Origin of the sequence: Vibrio sp. ABG19, assembly GCF_029962385.1 — a bacterium.
Lineage (GTDB): Bacteria > Pseudomonadota > Gammaproteobacteria > Enterobacterales > Vibrionaceae > Vibrio > Vibrio ostreae.
Map to the genome: position 1 here is coordinate 999,811 of NZ_CP071707.1, position 20,795 is coordinate 1,020,605.

The following is a 20,795-nucleotide window of genomic DNA, read 5'->3' on the forward strand; positions in this document are numbered from 1 at the left end:
CTGAAGTCAATAAAAACGGGGTTTTAACAAATTGGCACGCTACTTGTATTTGTGATTGTATACAATATAAGTGCAAGGAAGTTATACTATGAAAAAGGAATTGCCAATTAGCGACAAATTAGCCAATGCTGATTTGCTCCCTGAGAAAGAACAGAAGTGGGGTTGGTACAGCATTTTCGCGTTCTGGATGTCAGACGTACACAGCGTCGGTGGTTACGTCTTTGCGGCCAGTCTGTTTGCGTTAGGCCTGAACGGTATCCAGGTTTTCATCAGTTTGTTAGTGGGGATTTCCATTGTGCTGGTGTTTGCCAACCTGATGGGTAAACCGGGTCAGCAAGCTGGTGCACCATTCCCGGTTATCGCGCGTATGTCTTTTGGTGTCTTTGGTGCCAATATTCCAGCTGTGATCCGCGGTCTGATTGCGGTGGTTTGGTACGGTATTCAAACTTACCTGGCTTCCAGCTCATTTATTATTTTGCTGCTGTACTTTTTTCCGGGCATGGAAAGTCTGGCGGATGCAAGCTTCCTGGGCCTGTCTTACCTGGGTTGGGTTGGTTTTGTCTCAATGTGGATCCTGCAGGGTATCGTGTTCATGTTCGGCATGGATATGATTCGTAAGGTCATTGACTGGTCTGGTCCGGCCATTTACGTGGCGATGTTCGCGCTGTGTGTCTACATGGTTGATCTGGCGGGCTGGGATAACATCAGCTTTAATCTGAGCTCACAAAACCTGCAGGGCTGGGAAGTCGTAACGCAAATGGTGATCGCGATTGCTCTGGTTGCGGGTTACTTTGCTGGTCCGACGCTGAACTTTAGTGACTTCTCACGTTACTGTGGCAGTTACCAGAAACTGAAACTGGGTAACCTGCTGGGTCTGCCGCTGAATTTCCTGCTGTTCTCTGTGTTCAGCGTAGTGATTGTATCAGCTTCAATTCCGGTATTTGGTGAAATGATTACTGACCCGGTTGAAACGGTAAAACGTCTTGATTCCGGCATGATTACCGTGCTTGGTGCGATGACGTTTATCTTCGCGACCGTTGGTATCAACATTGTTGCGAACTTTGTGGCGCCTGCGTTTGACTTCTCTAACGTATCACCACAAAAAATCAGCTTCAAAATGGGTGGTTTTATCGCGGCGTTCGGTTCAGTGCTGCTGACACCTTGGAACCTGTTCAACAACCCGGAAGTCATTCATTACACGGTGGATGTACTGGCAGCGATGATTGGTCCTCTGTACGGCATTATTATCGTCGATTACTACATCATTAAGAAAGGTCATATCGATGTACCGTCACTGTACACCGAGTCAAAAGAGGGTCTGTACTGGTACCGTAATGGTTTCAACATGAACAGTATTTATGCCCTGGTTTTTGCCAGCCTGATTGCGATTGTGGCAACGTTCGTCGTGGCTGAACTCGCCAACTATGCACTTTTCATTGGTGGTCTGGTATCGGCGTTTGCTTACCGTTACATGATGGACAACTCATCATCGGTTGCAGCGTTGCGCCTGCGTGATGAAAAGGCATAAGCAAATCGTGGTTAGACGGGTCATCAGGATGGTGACCCGAATTTACCCGGTGTTTTTTAACCGTAGGCAGTAAAGGCTGAAACGATTGCACCACAAGTGATCGGTTGTGCACCAAAAGTTCCACTAGTTTCAGTATGAAGTCAGTTGTAAAAATCGCATTGATATCTAACTTGTTGTTATTAATGCGATTATATTTTTAATTAAAGTTGGCGCGATCGTTGCAAAGTGTAAGTCATATGTTTCAAGCGTTTCATTTTAAAAGGAGATTAACGATGAAATTATTTGGCCTTATGGCGAGTGTACTCGCATCTGCCAGCTTACTGGTTGGCGCAACGGCAGCGAAGGCTGACCAACTGGATTCGGTTCATCAGAAAGGTGTACTTAAAGTGGCGGTTCCTCAGGATTTCCCTCCGTTTGGTTCAATTGGTATCGACCTGAAACCGCAAGGTTACGACATTGATATGGCGGGTTATCTGGCGGACAAACTGGACGTGAAACTGGAGTTGGTGCCGGTAACCAGTGCTAACCGTATTCCTTACTTACAAACCGGTAAGGTGGATCTGGTGATTTCCAGCATGGGTAAAAACCCGGAACGTGCCAAAGTGATCGATTTCAGTGAAGCGTATGCACCTTTCTATCTGGGTGTATTCGGCTCTGAAGATGAAGCGGTCGGTGATGCGAAGGATCTGAGCGGTAAAACGATTGGTGTGACACGCGGCTCGGTTGAGGATCTTGAGCTGAGCAAGATTGCGCCGGCTGATACTGTGATTAAACGTTTTGAAGACAACAACGCAACCTTGTCGTCGTTCTTGTCGGGTCAGGTTAGCCTGATCGCAACCGGCAACCTGGTGGTGACTGAAATTGCAACCCGCTATCCGGCCAAAGCACCAAAGACCAAGTTCTTGCTGAAAAACTCGCCATGTTTTGTCGGCGTGATGAAAGGTGAAGAATCTCTGCTGAAAGAAGTCAATCGTCTGATTTCACAAGCAAAAGAAGAGGGTGTCCTGGAAGGTTTCTCGCAAAAATGGCTCAAAGCACCATTTCCTGCGGACCTGGGCGCATAAGCGGTTTCGAACCAAGAACTTTAAGGACGAAGCATGAGTTATCAGTTGGATTTTAGCGGTTTGACTCCTTACCTGCCACAGTTTGTGGCAGGGCTTGGAACGACCGTTGAACTGACGGTCATCTCAACCCTTGGCGGGTTACTGCTTGGCACTGTTTGCGCCGGTGCCAAAACCAGCCAGGTGAAATGGCTTAAGTTTGTCTGCACGTGTTATATCGAGGTGATTCGCAACACCCCGTTTATTGTGCAACTGTTTTTTATCTTTTTCGGCCTGCCTGCGCTGGGCATCAAGCTCAGTGCCTGGCAAGCCGGTTTGATTGCCATGGTCATCAACCTGGGGGCGTATTCAGCGGAGATCATTCGTGCCGGTATTGATGCCACACCGAAAGGACAGTGGGAAGCCGGCAAAACACTGGGCCTGACCCGAATGCAGATCTTTACCCGTATCGTGCTTCCACCGGCGTATCAGCGCGTTTACCCGGCGATTGTCAGCCAGTGCATTATTGTGATGCTCGGCTCCGCGGTGGTCTCGCAAATTTCGGTCGAAGATTTAACCTTTGCCGCTAACTTTGTGCAATCACGCAGTTTCCTGAGTTTTGAATCGTACATGCTGACCGCGGCGATTTATCTGGTACTGGCGATTGTGATGCGACAGATGTTTGCGTTAGTCAAACGCAAAACGTTCAAGAACCCATCGTTGTAGGAGAGCCGGAATATGATGCAATTTACCGATTGGGATATTTTTCGCAGCCTGCTGATGGCCGCGCGCTGGACGGTTGCTTTATCCCTGATTGCTTTTGTCGGTGGCGGACTGCTGGGTCTTATCATTACTTTATTACGCAGTACCCGCAGTCCGGTGATGACAGCTATCGTCAAACTGTATGTGGAACTGTTTCAGGGCACACCGCTGCTGATGCAGTTATTTCTGGCCTTCTTTGGTTTATCGCTGGTTGGCATTGAAGTCAGCCCGTGGACGGCGGCGATTTTGTCTCTGACACTATTTAGTAGTGCATTTTTCCATGATATCTGGCGCGGTTGTATTGAGTCGTTGCCAAAAGGGCAGTGGGAAGCGTGTCGCACGCTGGGGATGACCTATCTTCAGACCATGCGTCATGTTATTGCCCCGCAAGCGGCCCGTATGGCCATTGCACCAACAGTGGGCTTTTCCGTGCAGATTGTTAAAGGCACGGCACTGGCGTCCATCATTGGGTTTGTCGAGCTGACTAAAGCCGGCACCATGTTAAACAACGCGACCTTCCAGCCGTTCAAGGTGTTTGCGCTGGTTGCTGTACTGTACTTTGCTATTTGCTTTCCGCTTTCTGTGTTAGCCCGATACCTGGAGACTCGCAATCATGTCACTCGTTAGTGTTGAACAAGTTCATAAATATTATGGTGAAAACCACGTCCTGAAAGGCGTCGACCTGAAAATCAAACGTGGTGAAGTGGTCTCGATCATCGGTCGCAGTGGTTCAGGGAAAAGTACCTTACTGCGTTGTATGAATGGCCTGGAAGATTATCAGGAAGGTGCCATCATCGTTGACAGTCAGGCGGTGGAAAACGATGAATACAAACTGCGTCTGCTGAGCCGCAGCGTTGGTATGGTGTTTCAGAGCTTTAACCTGTTCCCGCACATGACCGTAGGCGAGAATGTGATGCTGGCACCCAAACTGGTGCTGAAAAAAGACAGCAAAGAGTGTGAAGCCCAGGCGCGTGAACTACTGGCTAAAGTCGGACTGGCAGATAAGTTTGAGGCGTATCCGAGCAATCTGTCCGGTGGTCAGCAGCAGCGCGTCGCGATTGCCCGCTCACTGGCGATGAATCCGAAAGTCCTGCTGTGTGATGAAATCACCTCGGCGCTGGATCCGGAACTGGTGGGTGAAGTGCTTAAAGTGCTGGAGCAGTTAAAAGCGGAAGGCATGACACTGATTCTGGTTACCCATGAGATGAACTTTGCCCGCGATGTGGGCGACCGCGTGGTGTTTATGAACCAGGGTAAAGTGTGGGAAACCGGTCCCAGCGAAGAAGTGTTTGCTGCGCCACAGACGCCAGAGCTGCAAAGCTTTTTGTCGGCAGTTCGCTAACAACAGCTAATCGAAACTAGGGAGTGCGAATGACCAATCACAACTCACTGAGCGAACGTATTACGCAGCAGTATTCGCGTTTAACGGAGAGCAGCCGCAGGGTGGCAGACTATCTGCAGCTCAATCCGGAGAAGATCCTCATGCTGTCGACCGCTGAAATTGCCGAGTCCTGTTCGGTGTCTAAAACCAGCGTGAGTCGTTTTATCAGACAGTTAGGTTATGACGATCATCTCGCGCTCCGTCAGGAGATGATGCAGGAACGCGATAAAGGTATCCCGGTTCTGACCTCTAACATCGATGATCCGGGCATTCAGAATGATATGCGTGCCCTGGAGCAGCTCTGGGCCCAGTTGGCAGCGATTGATGTGACTGGTTTGATTGATGCAATAGCGCGGGCAAAACGCGTTAAGATCATCGGCTATCGCAACAGTTATCCGTTAGCGATGCATTTTCGCCAGCAACTGATGCAGTGCCGCAGTGACGTCGAACTGCTGCCGCTGCCGGGACAAACGCTGGGCGAAGATCTGGTTTCGATAGGTGACGATGATTTTGTGATTGTGATTGGTATTCGCCGCCGTATCAGCCAGTTTGAAAAGATAATTCAGCATTTGAATGGCAAACCCTGTTTATTGATCACCGATCAATCGGGTCAGAAATACGCGTCTGAAGTAACGCATTTTCTGCTGTGTTATATGAATAATCAGGCACCTTTAGATAGCTATGCGGTGCCTATGAGCTTAATATCATACCTGGTCAACAAGGTGTACCGACACCTTGGTCAGAATGCGGCTCAATTAAGCCGGAATATTTCTCACAGCTATTCGCTGCTTAGTGAAGTGGAATAGTTGCGAGTTGGTCTTCGATATTAATAAAGCAACCAAGAGCAAAACTTACGATATGAATGTATTAGCAAAACTTAAAAAAGAGTGGTTTTTGGTCGGCATGGTCGCCGCCATCGTGCTGGCTTCCATGACGTCTGAAATCGGTCGTTCCGGTGGTGTGATTCATCTGGATCAAATCACGGGTATTGGTGTCGCCATTGTCTTCTTCCTGCACGGTCTGGGCCTGTCACCAAAAGCGATTAAAGCGGGTGTGACTAACTGGCGCCTGCATATTTATATTCAAATGGCCACGTTTGTGATTTACCCGCTGCTGTGGGTGATTTTTGGCGAAGCGTTCCTGGCTTACATGCCATCGGCTCTGGCGTTTGGTTTCTGTTACCTGCTGGTGCTGCCAAGTACGATTTCTTCTTCGGTTGCAATGACCAGTGTGGGCAAAGGTAACGTTCCGGGGGCGATTTTTAACGCTTCTCTGTCAAGCGTGCTGGGTGTATTTATTACGCCGCTGTTGATCCAACTGTTTATGGGCTTTGAAGGAGTACAACTGGATCTGATGGATTCGGTCACTTCGATTGCTAAGCTGCTACTGGTTCCGATGATAGTCGGTCAGTTGCTGCGTCCTTACCTGGTTTCTTTCGTGGACCGTCACAAGTCAGTGGTTAACAAAGTAGACAAATACGTCATCCTGCTGATCGTTTACAACGCGTTCTGTGATTCAGTGGTTAACGGTGTGTGGAGCGAATTCTCCGTTGGTCTGCTGGCGACGTCTATCGCGATTTGTGTGGTCACTCTGGTCATCATGGTGCACCTGATTCAGTGGGGCGCACGCCGGGTTAAATTTGCACTGCCGGATGAAGTGGCGGCGGTGTTCTGTGGCACCAAGAAAACACTGGCGGCGGGTATCCCGATGGCAAAAGTTATTTTCGGTGCCGATCCGACCCTGGGTATGATTCTGTTGCCAATCATGCTGTATCACCCGATTCAGATCTTCTACTGTGCCGTGCTGGCTAACCGTTATGCGCGCCAGAATGAAACCTTAAAAGCGGCAACCAACTGATAAAAGCCGCCACACTCTGAAAGCGTGGCGCTGAACGAACTAAAACGAATGCGACAAAGGAAATGCTATGAGTAGGGATGCTCGAGTTTACTGCCAACAAGGCCCGCAATTTTTGCCTGCCACTGCGCAGGGTGTACTGTCAGGTACACATTTTGTGTTCAAAGATCTGTTCGATGTAGCAGGTTTCGTGACCGGAGCGGGCAACCCGACCTGGCTGACCACCCATGAGAAAGCCACTCATACTTCACCTCTGATTAGTGCGTTGCTCGAAGCGGGTGCCGAGTGCAGCGGACGCGTGCAAACTGACGAACTGGCTTATAGCCTCAACGGCCAGAACGTCCATTACGGTACACCGGTTAACCCGGCGGCTGCGGATTGCATTCCGGGTGGATCTTCGAGCGGCAGTGCCGTGGCGGTAGCCAACGGTGACTGTGAGTTTTCTATCGGCACGGATACCGGTGGTTCGGTTCGCGTACCGGCCAGTTACTGTGGTCTGTACGGTCTGCGTCCGACCCTGGGCAGCCTGGATCTGTCGCATGCGTTTGAACTGGCAAAAAGTTTTGATACAGCGGGTATTTTTACCCGTGATCTCGGGCTGATGCGTCAGGTTTGGTCGATACTTTCCGGTCGCGACAAGTCGGGCGTAGAGTGCAAAACCCTTTATCTGGATGGTCAGTGTAAGGCGATCATGTCTGAGCCGCGTCTGGTACGTTTGCAACAGTGGTGTGAGCAAAATGGTTTCACGCTGTTGGAAGGCGATTTCCTTGCCGATCTGGGCTGGAGTCTGCCCGAACTGAGCCTTTTGTTCCGCACGATTCAGGGCTTCGACATTATCCGTGAACACGATGTATGGCTGAGTGAACACGTTAACAGTATCGATCCTGCGATTGGCGAGCGCGTGGCGTGGGCCCGCACCATTACTCGTGAGCAATATCATCACGCCAGAGAAGAACAAACCGGACTGATGCAAAAATTAGTCTGCCATCTGCAGCAAAATCAGTGTCTGTGGGCGATTCCGACCACGCCATCCGGTCCGCCGTCTCTGACCATGCCGGCCGATGAACTGGCGGTCTACCGTAGTCAGTTAATGGGGCTGACCAGTATTGCCGGTTTATCCGGTCTGCCTCAGCTTCATCTGCCGATGAACGAATTATTAGAAGGCCCGTGCGGCGTTTCCCTGATGGGACAGCCTGATCAGGAAGAAGATCTGCTGGCAACGGGTGATAAACTGAGCCAAGGAGAACGTGAATGAAGCATCAAACGGCGTTTACTGCCCCTCACTATAAGGCCGCCCAGGTAGGCCAGCAAATTCTCGATGCAGGCGGTACCGCCAGTGAAGCCATGGTGGCTGCGGCAGCGATGATTTCTGTGCAGTACCCGCATATGAATGGGATTGGCGGCGACAGCTTCTGGCTGATTGCCAAGAAAGGCCAGACTCCGGTTGCCATCGACGGCTGCGGCGCTGCGGCGCTCAATATCGACGTGGACGCATTCCGTGCCAAAGGCAGTGAGCTGCCGGAAGCGGGGGCTGATGCCTCAATTACCATGGCCGGTACGGTTGCAGCCTGGCAAAAAGCGCTGGAAATGGATGCCACCAATCTGCCGCTGATCCAACTGTTACAACCTGCGATTGACGCTGCGCGCTCGGGCATTGAAGTGACACAAAGTCTGGTCAATGCCAGTGAAAAAACTTACCAGCGGCTGGCTTCTTTACCAGCGTTTGCTGAGCGTTTCCTTAAACAGGGCAAAACACTGCAGGTGGGCGATACGCTGATTAACGAAGCGCTGGCCAACACCCTGACCCGTCTTGCCGAGTCTGGCCTGGATGATTTCTACCGTGGTGAGATTGCCGAATTGGCAGCGAAAGAGCTGCAACAGGCCGGCAGCCCGCTGGGCCTGAAAGATTTTCATGCCCATCAGGCTCGCGTGTTGGCACCGCTCAGCGTACAAACATCTAAAGGGCGTTTGTATAACTTTGGTGCGCCGACTCAGGGCGTGGCATCACTGCTGATCCTGGCGATTTATGATCGTCTGGCAGCGCAGGCGGAAAGTGAAATTGACCACATCCATCTGCTGGTTGAAGCCACCAAACAGGCCTTCATCATCCGTGACCGTGAAGTGTGCGACGAAGAGAATCTTACTCAGCCGCTGCAGGAGTGGCTGACTGAATCTGTGATTGATGAATGTGTTAGCAATGTGTCGTTGCAAAAAGCGCTGCCCTGGCCACACCAGGCGAAACCGGGTGACACCATCTGGATGGGCGCCTCGGATCAGTACGGCACCATGGTGAGCTTTATCCAGAGTGTGTACTGGGAGTTTGGCTCCGGTTTGTTCTTGCCTGAGACCGGTATTTTGTGGAATTGTCGCGGCAAGAGTTTCTCGCTCGATGCCAGCCATCACAACGTACTGGCTGCGGGCAAAAAACCGTTCCATACCCTTAACCCGGCCTATGCCGAGCTTAATGATGGCAGCCGCATGAGTTACGGCACCATGGGCGGAGAAGGCCAGCCACAGACTCAGGCTTGTCTGTTCAGCCGTTACCATTATCAGGGTGACACGCTGGCTGATGCGGTGGCGAAACCGCGCTGGCTGCTGGGGCGTACCTGGGGAAACAGTACCAACAACTTACGACTTGAACGTTCGCTGTATGACGCATACGGCGAGCAACTGATGCAACGCGGTCACGATGTGACTTACGTTGCCGATGTGAACGAATTAATGGGACATGCTGGCGCTATCGTATTGAATAGCGAAGGAAAAGCGTGCGCAACCAGCGATCCTCGTAGTGATGGACGCAGTATACTTGGAGAATGAGATGAAAGCCCAAAACGAACTATTTGAAACCCTGAACCCGCCACAACGTCTGTTGATGGGCCCGGGTCCGATCAATGCTTATCCACGTGTTCATCAGGCTATCTCTCAGTCACTGATTGGTCAGTACGATCCGGTGATGACTGGTTACATGAACCAGGTACAGTCACTGTACCGTGGTGTATTCCAGACTGACAATAAGCAAACCATGCTGGTGGATGGCACGGCGCGTTCCGGTATTGAAGCGGTACTGGTTTCTGTTCTGCAACCTGGTGACAAAGTCCTGATCCCTGTGATTGGCCGTTTTGGCCACCTGTTGTGTGAAATCGCGCAGCGTGTCGGTGCTGTGGTAAAAACCATCGATATCGAATGGGGTGAAGTGTGCCCGGCGGATAAAGTGGAAGCCGCGATCAAATCCTTCCAGCCTAAAATGCTGGCAACCGTACAGGGTGATACCTCAACCACAATGAATCAGCCTCTGGCTGAGATGGGCGACATCTGTCAGCGTTATGGGGTGTTGTTTTATTGTGACGCTACAGCGTCAATCGCAGGTAACGATCTGAAAGTTGATGAGTGGCATCTGGATGCGGTTTCTGCCGGTCTGCAGAAATGTCTGGGCGGCCCTTCAGGTTCGGCACCCATCACGCTGAGCGATCGCTGTGCAGAAGTGATCAACCGTCGCAAACACGTAGAGGCCGGTATCCGCGCCGATCACCACACGCAGGGTGAAGATGCGATGATCCAGTCGAATTACTTTGATCTGGCGATGATCATGGATTACTGGGGACCGGAACGGCTTAACCACCACACCGAAGCGACCAGCATGCTGTATGCAGCACGTGAATGCGCGCGCATCTTCCTGGAAGAAGGGGTTGATAATGTTGTCGCTCGTCATAAGCAAGCCGGTAATGCACTGGCGGTTGGTCTGCGTGCGATGGGTCTGGAACTGTTTGGTAACCAGGCTTACAAGATGAATAACGTCGTTGGTGTCTATATCCCGGCCAGCGTCAACGGCGATGCCATCCGTATGGAACTACTGAACCGTTTTGGTATCGAGATCGGTACCTCGTTTGGTCCGCTGCACGGTAAGATCTGGCGTATCGGTACCATGGGTTACAACGCGCGTCAGGAATGTGTGTTGTCTACTCTGGCTGCTCTGGAAGCGGTTCTTATCAAGCACAAGGCAGCAATCGTGCCTGGACAGGCAGTGGTGGCAGCAATGGAATACTTTGGTTAAGCAAACGGTTAAGGAGCGCCAATGGCTACGATGAATGGAATCACAATGGAAGATCGTGCAAAGCGCTTGATGGAACAAGCCGACGTGCTTGGCTCGTTTACCGAAACGCCCGGGCAAGTGACCCGGGCTTACCTCACGCCTGAGCACCGTCTGGCCCATGATCAACTGGCTGTGTGGATGCAGCAAGCCGGTCTCGAAACCTGGCAAGACAGTGTCGGTAACCAGTGGGGACGTAAGGTGTCGTTGAACCCGACTCAGCCAACCCTGATTCTGGGTTCGCACAGTGATACGGTGCGTAATGCCGGTAAGTATGATGGCAATCTGGGTGTGATCATGGCAATTGAAGCCCTGGCGGCTTTGTCTGAGCAGGAGTTTCCGTTTCATATTGATGTGGTCGCTTTTGCTGACGAAGAAGGCACCCGTTTTAATACCACGCTGATTGGTTCAAGTGGTGTAGCGGGCTGTTTTAATCCGGCCTGGCTGGATGTGAAAGATGCTGACGGCATCAGTATGGCGGAGGCGATGCGTACATTTGGTCTGGATCCGGAACAAGCGGGTCGCGATGCGCGCCGCGCTGAAGAGACGCTGGCTTACCTGGAAGCGCATATTGAGCAGGGTCCGGTGCTGGAAGCCGAAGATCTCGCGGTCGGTGTTGTTACCGGTATTGCCGGGGCAAAACGTTTTCAGTGTGGTGTTAAAGGGATGGCCGGTCATGCCGGTACGGTTCCGGTCAATCTGCGCAATGATGCCCTGTGCGGGACCGCTGAGATGATCACTTACATCGAGAAATTCGCCGCCGATAAAGGCATTGTAGCGACGGTCGGTAAGTGTGAAGTACTGCCAGGCGCAGTCAATGTGATTCCGGGTGAAACCCGCTTTACCATTGATATTCGCAGCTTATCGCAGGACACGCTGGAAGCGTGTACCACCCAGCTTCTGGCTCTGCTGAATAAGATCGCCGATAAACGCGGCCTGAAATTCAGTTCGCAGAACATCTATCAAGCGGCAGCCGTGCCGTGTCATGAATCACTGCAGCAAAAGTGGGCCTCAGTGGTGGAAACGGTCACTCAGACGAAACCGCGTTTTTTGCCCAGTGGCGCCGGTCATGATGCACTGGCAATGGCCACCATGACCGATGTCGGCATGCTGTTTATCCGCTGCGAGAAGGGCATCAGCCACAACCCGCGCGAGCAGGTGACCCCGTCAGATGTCGCAGTGGGCTTACACTGTTTTATCGAGATGCTGAAAAGCTTTGCCTGATAGTGTTTCGGTTTGTCCTGACTCAATTTTGTAATTCAAGCCCGGCCCGTTGAGCCGGGCTTTTTACTGTCCCCTTAAATTAGGCCGTAAGGTGTGGTGATTTGAGGCTCCTGAGAATCAATACCTCAGAGCCGATATTAAATCAGTCCTGTGGTTTTTGCGGTGGCTTGTGGCTGCGCATAAAGCTGTCAAGTTCCGGTTCAGTCACTTCGCCATCGCCATTACTGTCCATTTGTGAGAAATCACGCTGCATCGGCCCTTGCAGTTCATCCTGGGTCAGTATGCCATCACCATTGTTGTCTAGTTCTGCAAAGGAAGGTGGTCGCCCCATATCGTGATCGCCGGATGGCCCTGGCTGGGCGAACGAGTAAGAAGTAAGCAGTGCGCAGCTTACTGCCAGCGAGAGTGATATGTATTTCATTGGTAACCTCTTGGTGATTGAATTGACGCAGCATTGGAGCGTCTAATCATGAAGTGGTTCGGGCTTTTACATTACTTTACAAAGGGTTAAGAAACCGTGCCGCAATGGGCGACTGAAGATAAAAAAGCCACCAGCGGAGCCACTGGTGGCTTGAGTGCGTTGGGGGGAACGCAACTTTTATTATAAGCTCAGATTTAATTAACCGCGGTTAATGGGTTTGAGTTAATGCCTGCTTTAACAACTGACGTTCGGTGTCTGTCATGTCTGTTTTGTTCAGGAACGGCATGTCGGCACTTTCCACCGCGCGGGCCAGAATGCGTGCTTTCCAACGTTCAATATCCTGCCAGTTATCGAACACCGCTCCGCTTGGTGCAACCTTGAACACGTCGTCGGTCGGCGCGGAACTATGACACTGGCTACAACGATCTTTGATGATCTGCTGCGCGATATGCTGATCTTCATTCAGACCGACTAACTGAGCTGTTGGTTGGGCGGCGGCAGGCTGGGCGGCATTGTGCTGCGCCAGCTCTTTCTTGGCTTGCATCTGCGCTGTCGTTTGCCAGCTGATCGCCACAGCCAGCAGGAACATGGCAGCGGCGCCGATAAACATGACCGCTGGCTTTTGCTGGCCGGTATGTTTCAGGTTAAAGTAGTGACGAATGTAGGCACTGATCACCATGATCAGCAGACCGATCAGCCAGCTGTTGGCGTGCTGGTAAATCATCGGGTAGTGATTACTGATCATCAGAAAGATCACCGGCAGGGTGAAGTAGTTGTTGTGAATCGAGCGGCGCTTGCCTTCCAGGCCCGGCGCCGGATCGACCGGCTCACCGGCAGCCACCTGGGCCACCATTTTACGCTGACCAGGAATGATCTTATGGAACACATTGTTGACCATGATCGAGCCAATTAGCGCGCCCATATGAATAAAGGCACCGCGGCCGCTGAACAGATGAGTAAAGCCATAGAAGAACAGGGCGCCGAATAGCACAACTGCGCCACTAAACAAGACGGTGTTGCGGCTCAGTGGTGAGCGCATCAGAATTTCATACACCACCACACCAAGCACAACGCCGCCGACACCCAGACCGACCGCCTGCAGCGAGGTCAGCTCCATCACACGCGGGTCAATCAGATAGGCCTGGGCGTTGAAGTAATACATCCAGATAAGCAGGGCTGAGCCGGTCAGCCAGGTGGTATAGGCTTCCCATTTAAACCAGTGCAGTTTTTCCGGCATTTTTTCCGGGCCGACCTGGTACTTAGCTACTTCATAAAAGCCGCCGCCGTGTACGGCCCAAAGGTCACCTTTGATGCCTTTGTCTTTTTTCCATTTGGGTGGGGTTTCCAGGCTGTTATCCAGCCAGGTGAAATAAAAGCTGGCGCCAATCCATGCGATACCGCAGATGACATGAAACCATTTGATAAACAGTGCTAACCATTCGTACAGTTGAGGCCACATAAGTTATATATCCTTTTGATAGACTAATTTTCCATGAACATAAGTTCGCTCGATCGTACGCTCGTCGCCCAGGGTCATCAGGGCGAAAAGCTGCTCGGCTAAATCATTGCAACGCAGAAAACGCTGCTTGAGCATCGGGAATGCAGCAAGATCGAGTTCGACAAAATCGGCTTCAGTGCCGATATTAAAGTTGCCAATCAGGTGTTCGAGCCCCATGGCCGCGGCGGCTCCCTGTGTACAGAGGTATAAAGATTCAAACGCATCCAGGCTATAGCCTTGCAGCTGACAAATCTTGTAAGCATCACTCTGGTTTTTCAGCAGACTCAGGCTGGTGCCTGCGCCGACATCACTGGCGATGGCAACCGGAATATGCGCCTGTTTGAGCTGCTCATAAGGCAGTAACCCGCTGCCGAGAAACAGATTTGATGACGGGCAGAACGCTACCGCTGCGCCGCTTTTGGCCAGAGCTTGTTGCTCGCGCGCACTAAGATGGATTGCATGACCGAACAAAGCCCGTTCCCGCACCAAGTTATTGCGCTGATAGACATCGAGATAATCGTCACTGTTCGGGTAAAGATCTTTGACCCAGGCGACCTCATTGAGATTCTCACTCAGGTGCGTCTGAATAAAGGTGTCCGGGTGCTCTTTGGCCAGCTGACCTGCTTTGGCGAGTTGTTCCGGGCTGCTGGTCGGTGCAAAACGTGGTGTAATCGCATATAAAGCGCGGCCTTGTTTGTGCCAGCGTTCAATCAGAGCCTTGCTGTCGCGGTAGCCTGAGTCCGGCGTGTCCTGCAGTTCGTCCGGGCTGAAGCGATCCATCAGAACCTTGCCGCACACCATGCGCGCATCATATTTCTGTGCCGCATCAAAAAAGGCATCCACTGACTGTGGGTGCACGGTGGCAAATACGCTGGCTGTGGTGGTGCCGTGCGCAAACAGCTGCTGCAAAAAAAAGTCAGCCTGCACTGTGGCATAGAGCGCGTCACTGTAGCGCAGCTCTGCCGGGAAAGTGTAGCTGTTGAGCCAGTCCAGCAGTTGCTTGCCATAACTGGCAATCATTTCGACCTGCGGGTAATGCACGTGCGCATCGATCATGCCCGGAATTAACAGGCCGCGATGCTCAGTCACGTTGCCCTGAATCAACAAGGCTTTATTGGCGGAAACAGAGAAAAACTGCGCCGCGTCACCGACATGTCGAATCCGGCCGTTTTCTACCACCAGAACGCCATCTTCCCAGTAATGGTAATGATCTTTTGGTGACAATGTCACCTCTGGAAAGTGCAGCAAACGGCCGCGATGTACCGCAATCGACATATTAGCTTCCTCGATAGCTGGAATAAGAGAAGGGTGACAGCAGCAGAGGAATATGGTGGTTGCGTTCATCACTGACCGTGAAATTGACGTCGATGAACGGGAAGAAAGCCTGACCGAATTGTTCTTGGCAGTAAGGCGCAACCATAAAACGCAGGGTGTAATTTTGTGCTATCAGGCTGACATCACCGAATCTGGCGCGACCATCCTGGTCGGTGACACCTTCAGCAAGACACTCCAGGTGGAATGAATCGTTGCCTGATGAGCTCTGCAAAGTAAAAAGTTTGACGGCAATACCGGCAGCTGGCCTGCCGTTAGCGGTATCAAGCACATGACAACTGAGTTGCTTCATAAATATACTTCCATTCTGATATGACTGATTTTTTGTTGTTCTGTGGCTGCCTGTTGCAACTCTTGCGCGCGCGAACGGTCAATGCGTGCTTTGAGCAGGCCCAGCATCTCGTCGGCGCTCTTGTTGCTGGCACACACGATGAAGATAAAGCCAAACTTGTCGCGATAGTGCTGATTGAGCGTCAGCAGTTCCTGCAATACCTCGGCTGAGGCTTGTTTGACCTGACCTTGCTCCTGTTCGCTCAGTGCTTTGCCCTGTGCGTATTTCTTCTCCAGGCTGGCGAGATCGCCGATCATCGGGTGGCCGGCAAACGCTTCCAGCCAGTCTGCTTCTTCCAGTTGCCCGAAGGCGTGTTCTGCTGCCCGGAGTAAATCCTGGCCACCGGCCACCGGCATCGCTTGTTTCATATACTGCTGCCAGCGTTGGCTGGTACAAATCCTGGCCAGTTGCTGGTCGTCCAGATCGATAGGTCCGTTTAAACCGATAGACGGCACTTCTGAACTCATTCATGCTTCTCCTTTAGTTGCTACGGGCGTTATTGACTTGCTTCCACTGCGCTTCGCCCGCTGGCTCAGTGGCGGTGTGTTGTGCAAATTTCTGTATCAGCTGCGCCGCCACCGAGACCGCGACCTGCATCGGCAGTTTGCCCTGCACATCCGGAACACCAATCGGGCAGGTAAGCTGCTCAATCAGCTGCGGGTGACTGAGATTCTCTTTGAGGCGAAATTCAAAGCGCTGACGTTTGCCCAGCGATCCAATCAGGCCGACATAGGCAAAGCGCTGCTGCTCGAGCGCGCGCAGCGTCAGGTCATAATCCAGTGCGTGATCCTGAGTCATGATCAGCACATAAGCGTTGTCGCGCAGGGTCGCGATACATTCAATCGGAGCCGGTGCAAGTTCAGTTTCAATACCTTTGTTTTGCAGTGGTTCAAGCCACTCGCTGCGGCTGTCGATCACTTTTACGTGACACGGTAACTCTGCCAGTACGCTGGTCAGCGCCTGGCACACATGGCCAGCACCAAAAATCACCACTTGCGGTGTGCAGGTGTGGAAGAACTCAAACATCACCTGCACCGCACCGCCGCAGCACTGACTAAGGTCCGCGGCAAGGCTAAAGCGCTCGATCATCAGTTCGCTGCGATGCGTGCTCAGGCTGTCACGCGCTTTCGCAATCACCTGATATTCCAGATTACCGCCACCTAAAGTGTCAAACTGGCTGTGGCGGGTAATCACCATTTTGGCACCGCTGGCTCTTGGTACTGAACCGACATAGGCGACTACGGTCGCGATGCAATACGCTTCGCCCTGCTGTTCAAGTTGCTGACAGGCACTCAGCCAGTTGAGGTCTGGGCTGGATAAGAACGTGTTATTCGTTGGCGACATCGGCACTGTCCTCCGCTGCGCTGTGTTCATTCAGCCACTGCAGTTGATGCTCACAGGCAGTGAGAATCGCTTCACCGGTTGCCGGAGCGTGCAGCAGTGGCGCACAGCGATAGCCGCTCAGTGACGCAACCGCATCGTAAACCGCGCACCACACACTGATGGCATGCATAAACGGCGGTTCGCCCACAGCCTTGGAGCGATAAATACTGTGCTCCGGGTTCGCTTTGTCATACAGATCGATGTGCATCTGTTTCGGGTAATCACCGATGGTCGGGATCTTGTAATTCATCGGACTGTTGCTGAGCAGACGGCCGTCTTCACCCCAGACCAGCTCTTCGGTGGTCAGCCATCCGAGGCCCTGAATAAACGCGCCTTCAATCTGGCCACGATCGATAGCCGGGTTAAGGCTGTTGCCGACATCGTGCAGGATATCGACGCGATCAACGCGCATTTCACCGGTTAAGGTATCGATAGTTACTTCAGAGCAGGCGGCGCCGAGCGCGAAATAGAAAAATGGTCGGCCGGAGGCAGTTTTGCGGTCATAGCCGATTTTCGGGGTCTGATAGAATCCGGTCGCAGATAGCGACACGCGGTTCAGGTACGCCATCTGAATCAGCTCTGCCCAGGCAATCGGGTGCGCATATAATGGTGACGATTCGATACCGATCAGTTTGCCTTGGATGATGTCGGCATGTTCGACCTGAAAATGCTGACAGGCAAACTCGAGCAGACGCTGTTTAATGATCATGGCGGCATTGTGCGCGGCCATGCCGTTCAGGTCGGCTCCTGATGAAGCGGCGGTTGGTGAAGTATTCGGTACTTTATCGGTCCGGGTCGATGTCACCAGTACGTTGTCTATCTCAATTCCGAAGGTCTGCGCCACAATTTGTTGGACTTTGGTATGCAGACCCTGACCCATTTCGGTACCGCCGTGAGAAACCTGCAGCGTGCCGTCGGTGTAAACATGGATCAGCGCACCGGCCTGGTTAAGGTGCGTTGCGGTAAACGAGATACCAAACTTGACCGGCGTCAGTGCCAGGCCTTTTTTCAGCACCGGATGGGTCTGGTTCCACTGTGTAATCGCCGCACGGCGTTTGCGGTAGTCACTGCTGCTTTCCAGCTGCTGCATGATGTCACGCATCTCGGCATGCTGCTCAACGTCCATACCGTAAGGTGTGGTGTGCTGAGCGGCACTGTAAAGGTTGGTATAGCGCACATCGAGTGCATCTTTGCCGACTCTGAGCGCCAGCGCCTGCAATGCTTTTTCTACTACCATCATACCTTGCGGGCCGCCAAAGCCACGAAAGGCCGTATGCGAGACCATGTCAGTTTGCAGGCGGTGACCAATGACACAAGCCTTACCAAGGGCGTAGGCGTTATCGGCGTGAAACATCGCCCGGTCGACAATCGCATCCGAGAGATCGGCGGAGTGGCCGCACAGACCATTCACTTCCATATTAGCTGCGATGAGTCTGCCTTCGGCATCCGCTGCTAACTGGTAGCGGTTATAAAACGGATGGCGTTTTCCGGTTGAGGTCATATCAATGCTGCGCGGCAGACGAATTTTCACTGCTCGTTTGGTGTGATGGGCGCCAAGCGCCGCCAGACAAGCCCATTGCGCCGCCTGGCTCTCTTTACCGCCAAAACCGCCGCCCATACGGCGCATATCGATCGTAACGCGGTTAAAATCGATGGCGAGTACTTCGGCGATCAGTTTCTGCACTTCGGTGGGATTTTGGGTAGAAGTGCGCAGGAAAATCCCGCCATCTTCGGTCAGTTCAGCCAGACTGACTTGACCTTCGAGATAGAAGTGTTCCTGGCCGCCAACGTGAATATCGCCACTGAGATGCACTGGCGCCTGATTAAACACATCCTGGGCGACCACCTGACCCATCTGGTGGGTTGGTAACAGCGGTGGGTTTTGGCATGCCTGAGCATGGGTTAGGGTGACGGTGTCACCTTCTTCGTACTCTATTTGCGCTAAACGCGCCGCCCGCCACGCCAGTTCATGACTGGTGGCCAGTACCAAGGCCAGCGGCTGACCAAAATAACGCACTTCGTTATGAATGGTCAGCAGCGGATCGCCTTTTAAAATCGTGCCGATGTCTTTCTCACCGGGAATACTCTCATCGGTCAAGACCTTAACCACACCCGGTGCGGCTGAGACGGCTGAGAGATCCAACTGTTTCACTTTACCCTTGGCAATGGTACTGGTCACCACGGCAGCATGCAGACAGCCACGCGGTATGACGTAGTCATCGACGAACAGGGCTTCACCAGCCACCTGTTTTTTCGCGCTTTCATGTTTGTATGAGTGACCGACCACCGAATGGCTGGCAGTTGTATCCTGGCTGACCGGTTTTACCGGTTGACTAACCGTCGCCGTTGGACTGACTTTCGCTGACGGATCGGCTTTCACGGACGGACTGGCCGTGTGGTTGGTGGTAACAGAAGTTAATTTACGCATCTTGCACCAGCCTTGTTTCGATATGTCGGGACTCGAGATAAAAACGTTGCAGCAGGTTTTGTACCAGTTTTACCCGGTAAGCCGCGCTGCCGCGCACGTCGCTGAGTGGTTGAATCACCTCAGGCACTTTGTCCTGGGCTTTCTTTACCACTGACTGGGAAAGCGGGTGACCAATAAACAGCGCTTCCAGCTCACTCAGGCGTACCGATTTGGCGGCAACGCCGCCGGCGGAAATGATGCAGCGGGTCACGGTTTGTTGCTCATCAAACGTCATGTTAAGACCGAGCGTGACGGTGGCGATATCGTCTTCATAGCGTTTGCTGATTTTGTAGATCGCATGACGCTCGTTGTCGGCCATATGGGGCAGGTGAATGGCGCTGATCCATTGGTTGGCTTTCAATGCGGTCTGACGATAGCCGGTGATGCACGCCTCCGGTGCAAAGCGGGTTTGGTGCTTGCCGTCATCGACTTCAATCTCGCCATGCAGGCTGATCAGCAGCGGGGCGATATCACCAATCGGGGACGCGTGGCCCAGGCTGCCACCCAAAGTGGCACGGTTACGTATCGTCAGGCTGCCGAGACGTTCAATCACCTCATCGGCACTCGGGTAGTGCTGCTTGAAAAAGGCATGTACTTGGTTCATCGGTACAGCGGCACCGATACGCCAGCCGGTGTCAGTCGGGGTGATGGTCAGCAGGTCATCAACCTGTGACAGATCGATCAGTTGCTTGAGCTGATGGTGTTGCTGGGTGACTTCCAGTGCCAGGTCGGTGCCACCGGCAATCAGTTTGGCGTCCGGCATGGCAGCGATAGCCGCGGCCAGCTCGGTCCGGTTTTTCGGACGGGCGTAACCCGTTTCACTGGCCAGTTTTAACGCTTCGCTACCGGATTCGACTGAATGGAGCCAGGTTCTTACCGCAGCATCGTTATGACTGAGCGGATCGTCAATGTGAGACTCGGCAATGGCGTTGGCGGCATCAATCAGCGGGCCGTAGCCGGTGCAGCGGCACAGGTTACCGGCGAGAAAATCACTCGGATTGTGCGGCGGCTGCTCCTGTTTAGAGAGCGCATACAGCGACATCACGATACCAGGCGTGCAAAAACCGCATTGTGAGCCGTGACGATCGACCACCATTTGCTGAACCGGATGCAGTTGGTCGTGTTGTTTCAGGTGCTCCACGGTGATGATTTGTTTACCGTGCAGTGCATGAATGGGGGTAATACAGGCGTTGATCTGGCGATAGCGCATTCTCTGATTGTCATCGAGATCCACCATCACCACGGTGCAAGCGCCGCAATCGCCGCTGGCACAACCCTCTTTAGAGCCTGTCATTTGCTTTTCTTCGCGCAGGTAATTCAGCAGCATGGTATCGGCTTGTACCGACGCTACTTTGACGACTTCGCTGTTAATCATGAGCTCTAACATAACTTCCTCTGTGTTGCTAAAACTTGTCCAAATGGTCAACTTAATAACCAAAAAACAGCTCGCGAACCGAATCCCACCGGAAACGCGAGCCTGAGTTGAA

Annotated in this window: 19 protein-coding genes; 11 read left to right on the forward strand and 8 right to left on the reverse strand. The window is 52.5% G+C overall.

Annotated elements, in window-relative coordinates; genetic code table 11:
• Window positions 1-88 precede the first annotated feature (88 nt).
• The 11 genes from J0X00_RS04470 to J0X00_RS04520 all read left to right on the forward strand — a co-directional run bounded on the left by J0X00_RS04470 (window position 89) and on the right by J0X00_RS04520 (window position 11,876).
• Window positions 89-1,528, forward strand: coding sequence for an NCS1 family nucleobase:cation symporter-1 (locus tag J0X00_RS04470; RefSeq protein ID WP_136485837.1), 1,440 nt, complete (start codon window positions 89-91; stop codon window positions 1,526-1,528).
• Between the two features lie 272 nt (window positions 1,529-1,800).
• Window positions 1,801-2,592: a transporter substrate-binding domain-containing protein gene (locus tag J0X00_RS04475; RefSeq protein ID WP_136485834.1), complete on the forward strand. Its 792-nt coding sequence runs from the start codon at window positions 1,801-1,803 to the stop codon at window positions 2,590-2,592.
• A 33-nt stretch (window positions 2,593-2,625) separates the two neighbouring features.
• Window positions 2,626-3,294 (forward strand): amino acid ABC transporter permease, encoded by a 669-nt coding sequence (locus J0X00_RS04480; RefSeq protein WP_282476434.1) that lies wholly within the window; start codon window positions 2,626-2,628, stop codon window positions 3,292-3,294.
• Window positions 3,295-3,306: 12 nt separating this feature from the next.
• A complete protein-coding gene (locus tag J0X00_RS04485; RefSeq protein ID WP_136485830.1) occupies window positions 3,307-3,957 on the forward strand; it encodes an amino acid ABC transporter permease in 651 nt (216 codons plus the stop codon).
• A complete protein-coding gene (locus J0X00_RS04490) occupies window positions 3,944-4,672 on the forward strand; it encodes an amino acid ABC transporter ATP-binding protein (RefSeq protein WP_136485828.1) in 729 nt (242 codons plus the stop codon). The genes J0X00_RS04485 and J0X00_RS04490 overlap by 14 nt, the downstream gene beginning before the upstream one ends.
• Before the next feature lie 29 nt (window positions 4,673-4,701).
• Window positions 4,702-5,517: a MurR/RpiR family transcriptional regulator gene (locus J0X00_RS04495; protein ID WP_282476435.1), complete on the forward strand. Its 816-nt coding sequence runs from the start codon at window positions 4,702-4,704 to the stop codon at window positions 5,515-5,517.
• A 52-nt stretch (window positions 5,518-5,569) separates the two neighbouring features.
• Window positions 5,570-6,568 carry a bile acid:sodium symporter family protein gene (locus tag J0X00_RS04500; protein WP_136485824.1) on the forward strand — a complete coding sequence of 333 codons (999 nt, stop codon included), beginning with the start codon at window positions 5,570-5,572 and terminating at the stop codon, window positions 6,566-6,568.
• A 67-nt stretch (window positions 6,569-6,635) separates the two neighbouring features.
• Window positions 6,636-7,820, forward strand: a complete 1,185-nt coding sequence (locus tag J0X00_RS04505; RefSeq protein WP_282476436.1) for an amidase — start codon at window positions 6,636-6,638, stop codon at window positions 7,818-7,820.
• A complete protein-coding gene (locus J0X00_RS04510; protein WP_282476437.1) occupies window positions 7,817-9,382 on the forward strand; it encodes a gamma-glutamyltransferase family protein in 1,566 nt (521 codons plus the stop codon). The genes J0X00_RS04505 and J0X00_RS04510 overlap by 4 nt, the downstream gene beginning before the upstream one ends.
• Before the next feature lies 1 nt (window position 9,383).
• Window positions 9,384-10,616 (forward strand): alanine--glyoxylate aminotransferase family protein, encoded by a 1,233-nt coding sequence (locus J0X00_RS04515; protein WP_282476438.1) that lies wholly within the window; start codon window positions 9,384-9,386, stop codon window positions 10,614-10,616.
• A 45-nt stretch (window positions 10,617-10,661) separates the two neighbouring features.
• On the forward strand, window positions 10,662-11,876 hold the full coding sequence (locus J0X00_RS04520) for an allantoate amidohydrolase (protein ID WP_282476439.1): 1,215 nt from the start codon (window positions 10,662-10,664) through the stop codon (window positions 11,874-11,876).
• Between the two features lie 142 nt (window positions 11,877-12,018).
• Here the strand turns inward: J0X00_RS04520 and J0X00_RS04525 are convergent, their stop codons facing one another.
• The 8 genes from J0X00_RS04525 to xdhA form a co-directional block, all read right to left on the reverse strand.
• Window positions 12,019-12,297: an EF-hand domain-containing protein gene (locus tag J0X00_RS04525; RefSeq protein WP_282476440.1), complete on the reverse strand. Its 279-nt coding sequence runs from the start codon at window positions 12,295-12,297 to the stop codon at window positions 12,019-12,021.
• 208 nt (window positions 12,298-12,505) lie between these two features.
• Window positions 12,506-13,756 (reverse strand): urate hydroxylase PuuD, encoded by a 1,251-nt coding sequence (locus J0X00_RS04530; RefSeq protein ID WP_282476441.1) that lies wholly within the window; start codon window positions 13,754-13,756, stop codon window positions 12,506-12,508.
• Window positions 13,757-13,759: 3 nt separating this feature from the next.
• Window positions 13,760-15,070 carry a guanine deaminase gene (gene guaD, locus J0X00_RS04535; protein ID WP_282476442.1) on the reverse strand — a complete coding sequence of 437 codons (1,311 nt, stop codon included), beginning with the start codon at window positions 15,068-15,070 and terminating at the stop codon, window positions 13,760-13,762.
• Window position 15,071: 1 nt separating this feature from the next.
• Entirely contained in the window at window positions 15,072-15,419 is a 348-nt protein-coding gene (uraH, locus tag J0X00_RS04540; protein WP_282476443.1) for a hydroxyisourate hydrolase, read from the reverse strand.
• The gene (locus J0X00_RS04545; protein ID WP_136485806.1) at window positions 15,416-15,925 is read right to left on the reverse strand and encodes a 2-oxo-4-hydroxy-4-carboxy-5-ureidoimidazoline decarboxylase; all 510 of its coding nucleotides are present in this window, start codon (window positions 15,923-15,925) and stop codon (window positions 15,416-15,418) included. The genes uraH and J0X00_RS04545 overlap by 4 nt, the downstream gene beginning before the upstream one ends.
• A gap of 13 nt (window positions 15,926-15,938) precedes the next feature.
• On the reverse strand, window positions 15,939-16,802 hold the full coding sequence (gene xdhC / locus J0X00_RS04550; protein ID WP_282476444.1) for a xanthine dehydrogenase accessory protein XdhC: 864 nt from the start codon (window positions 16,800-16,802) through the stop codon (window positions 15,939-15,941).
• Window positions 16,786-19,269: a xanthine dehydrogenase molybdopterin binding subunit gene (gene xdhB / locus J0X00_RS04555; RefSeq protein ID WP_282476445.1), complete on the reverse strand. Its 2,484-nt coding sequence runs from the start codon at window positions 19,267-19,269 to the stop codon at window positions 16,786-16,788. The genes xdhC and xdhB overlap by 17 nt, the downstream gene beginning before the upstream one ends.
• On the reverse strand, window positions 19,262-20,695 hold the full coding sequence (gene xdhA / locus J0X00_RS04560; RefSeq protein ID WP_282476446.1) for a xanthine dehydrogenase small subunit: 1,434 nt from the start codon (window positions 20,693-20,695) through the stop codon (window positions 19,262-19,264). Before xdhA ends, xdhB begins: the two co-directional genes overlap by 8 nt.
• Window positions 20,696-20,795: the final 100 nt, after the last annotated feature.

Bases quoted from the DNA above. Each gene is read 5' to 3' on its own strand.
- J0X00_RS04470 (WP_136485837.1), top strand. From the start codon at position 89: ATGAAAAAGGAATTGCCAATTAGCGACAAATTAGCCAATGCTGATTTG.
- J0X00_RS04475 (WP_136485834.1), top strand. From the start codon at position 1,801: ATGAAATTATTTGGCCTTATGGCGAGTGTACTCGCATCTGCCAGCTTA.
- J0X00_RS04480 (WP_282476434.1), top strand. From the start codon at position 2,626: ATGAGTTATCAGTTGGATTTTAGCGGTTTGACTCCTTACCTGCCACAG.
- J0X00_RS04485 (WP_136485830.1), top strand. From the start codon at position 3,307: ATGATGCAATTTACCGATTGGGATATTTTTCGCAGCCTGCTGATGGCC.
- J0X00_RS04490 (WP_136485828.1), top strand. From the start codon at position 3,944: ATGTCACTCGTTAGTGTTGAACAAGTTCATAAATATTATGGTGAAAAC.
- J0X00_RS04495 (WP_282476435.1), top strand. From the start codon at position 4,702: ATGACCAATCACAACTCACTGAGCGAACGTATTACGCAGCAGTATTCG.
- J0X00_RS04500 (WP_136485824.1), top strand. From the start codon at position 5,570: ATGAATGTATTAGCAAAACTTAAAAAAGAGTGGTTTTTGGTCGGCATG.
- J0X00_RS04505 (WP_282476436.1), top strand. From the start codon at position 6,636: ATGAGTAGGGATGCTCGAGTTTACTGCCAACAAGGCCCGCAATTTTTG.
- J0X00_RS04510 (WP_282476437.1), top strand. From the start codon at position 7,817: ATGAAGCATCAAACGGCGTTTACTGCCCCTCACTATAAGGCCGCCCAG.
- J0X00_RS04515 (WP_282476438.1), top strand. From the start codon at position 9,384: ATGAAAGCCCAAAACGAACTATTTGAAACCCTGAACCCGCCACAACGT.
- J0X00_RS04520 (WP_282476439.1), top strand. From the start codon at position 10,662: ATGGAAGATCGTGCAAAGCGCTTGATGGAACAAGCCGACGTGCTTGGC.
- J0X00_RS04525 (WP_282476440.1), bottom strand. From the start codon at position 12,297: ATGAAATACATATCACTCTCGCTGGCAGTAAGCTGCGCACTGCTTACT.
- J0X00_RS04530 (WP_282476441.1), bottom strand. From the start codon at position 13,756: ATGTGGCCTCAACTGTACGAATGGTTAGCACTGTTTATCAAATGGTTT.
- guaD (WP_282476442.1), bottom strand. From the start codon at position 15,070: ATGTCGATTGCGGTACATCGCGGCCGTTTGCTGCACTTTCCAGAGGTG.
- uraH (WP_282476443.1), bottom strand. From the start codon at position 15,419: ATGAAGCAACTCAGTTGTCATGTGCTTGATACCGCTAACGGCAGGCCA.
- J0X00_RS04545 (WP_136485806.1), bottom strand. From the start codon at position 15,925: ATGAGTTCAGAAGTGCCGTCTATCGGTTTAAACGGACCTATCGATCTG.
- xdhC (WP_282476444.1), bottom strand. From the start codon at position 16,802: ATGTCGCCAACGAATAACACGTTCTTATCCAGCCCAGACCTCAACTGG.
- xdhB (WP_282476445.1), bottom strand. From the start codon at position 19,269: ATGCGTAAATTAACTTCTGTTACCACCAACCACACGGCCAGTCCGTCC.
- xdhA (WP_282476446.1), bottom strand. From the start codon at position 20,695: ATGTTAGAGCTCATGATTAACAGCGAAGTCGTCAAAGTAGCGTCGGTA.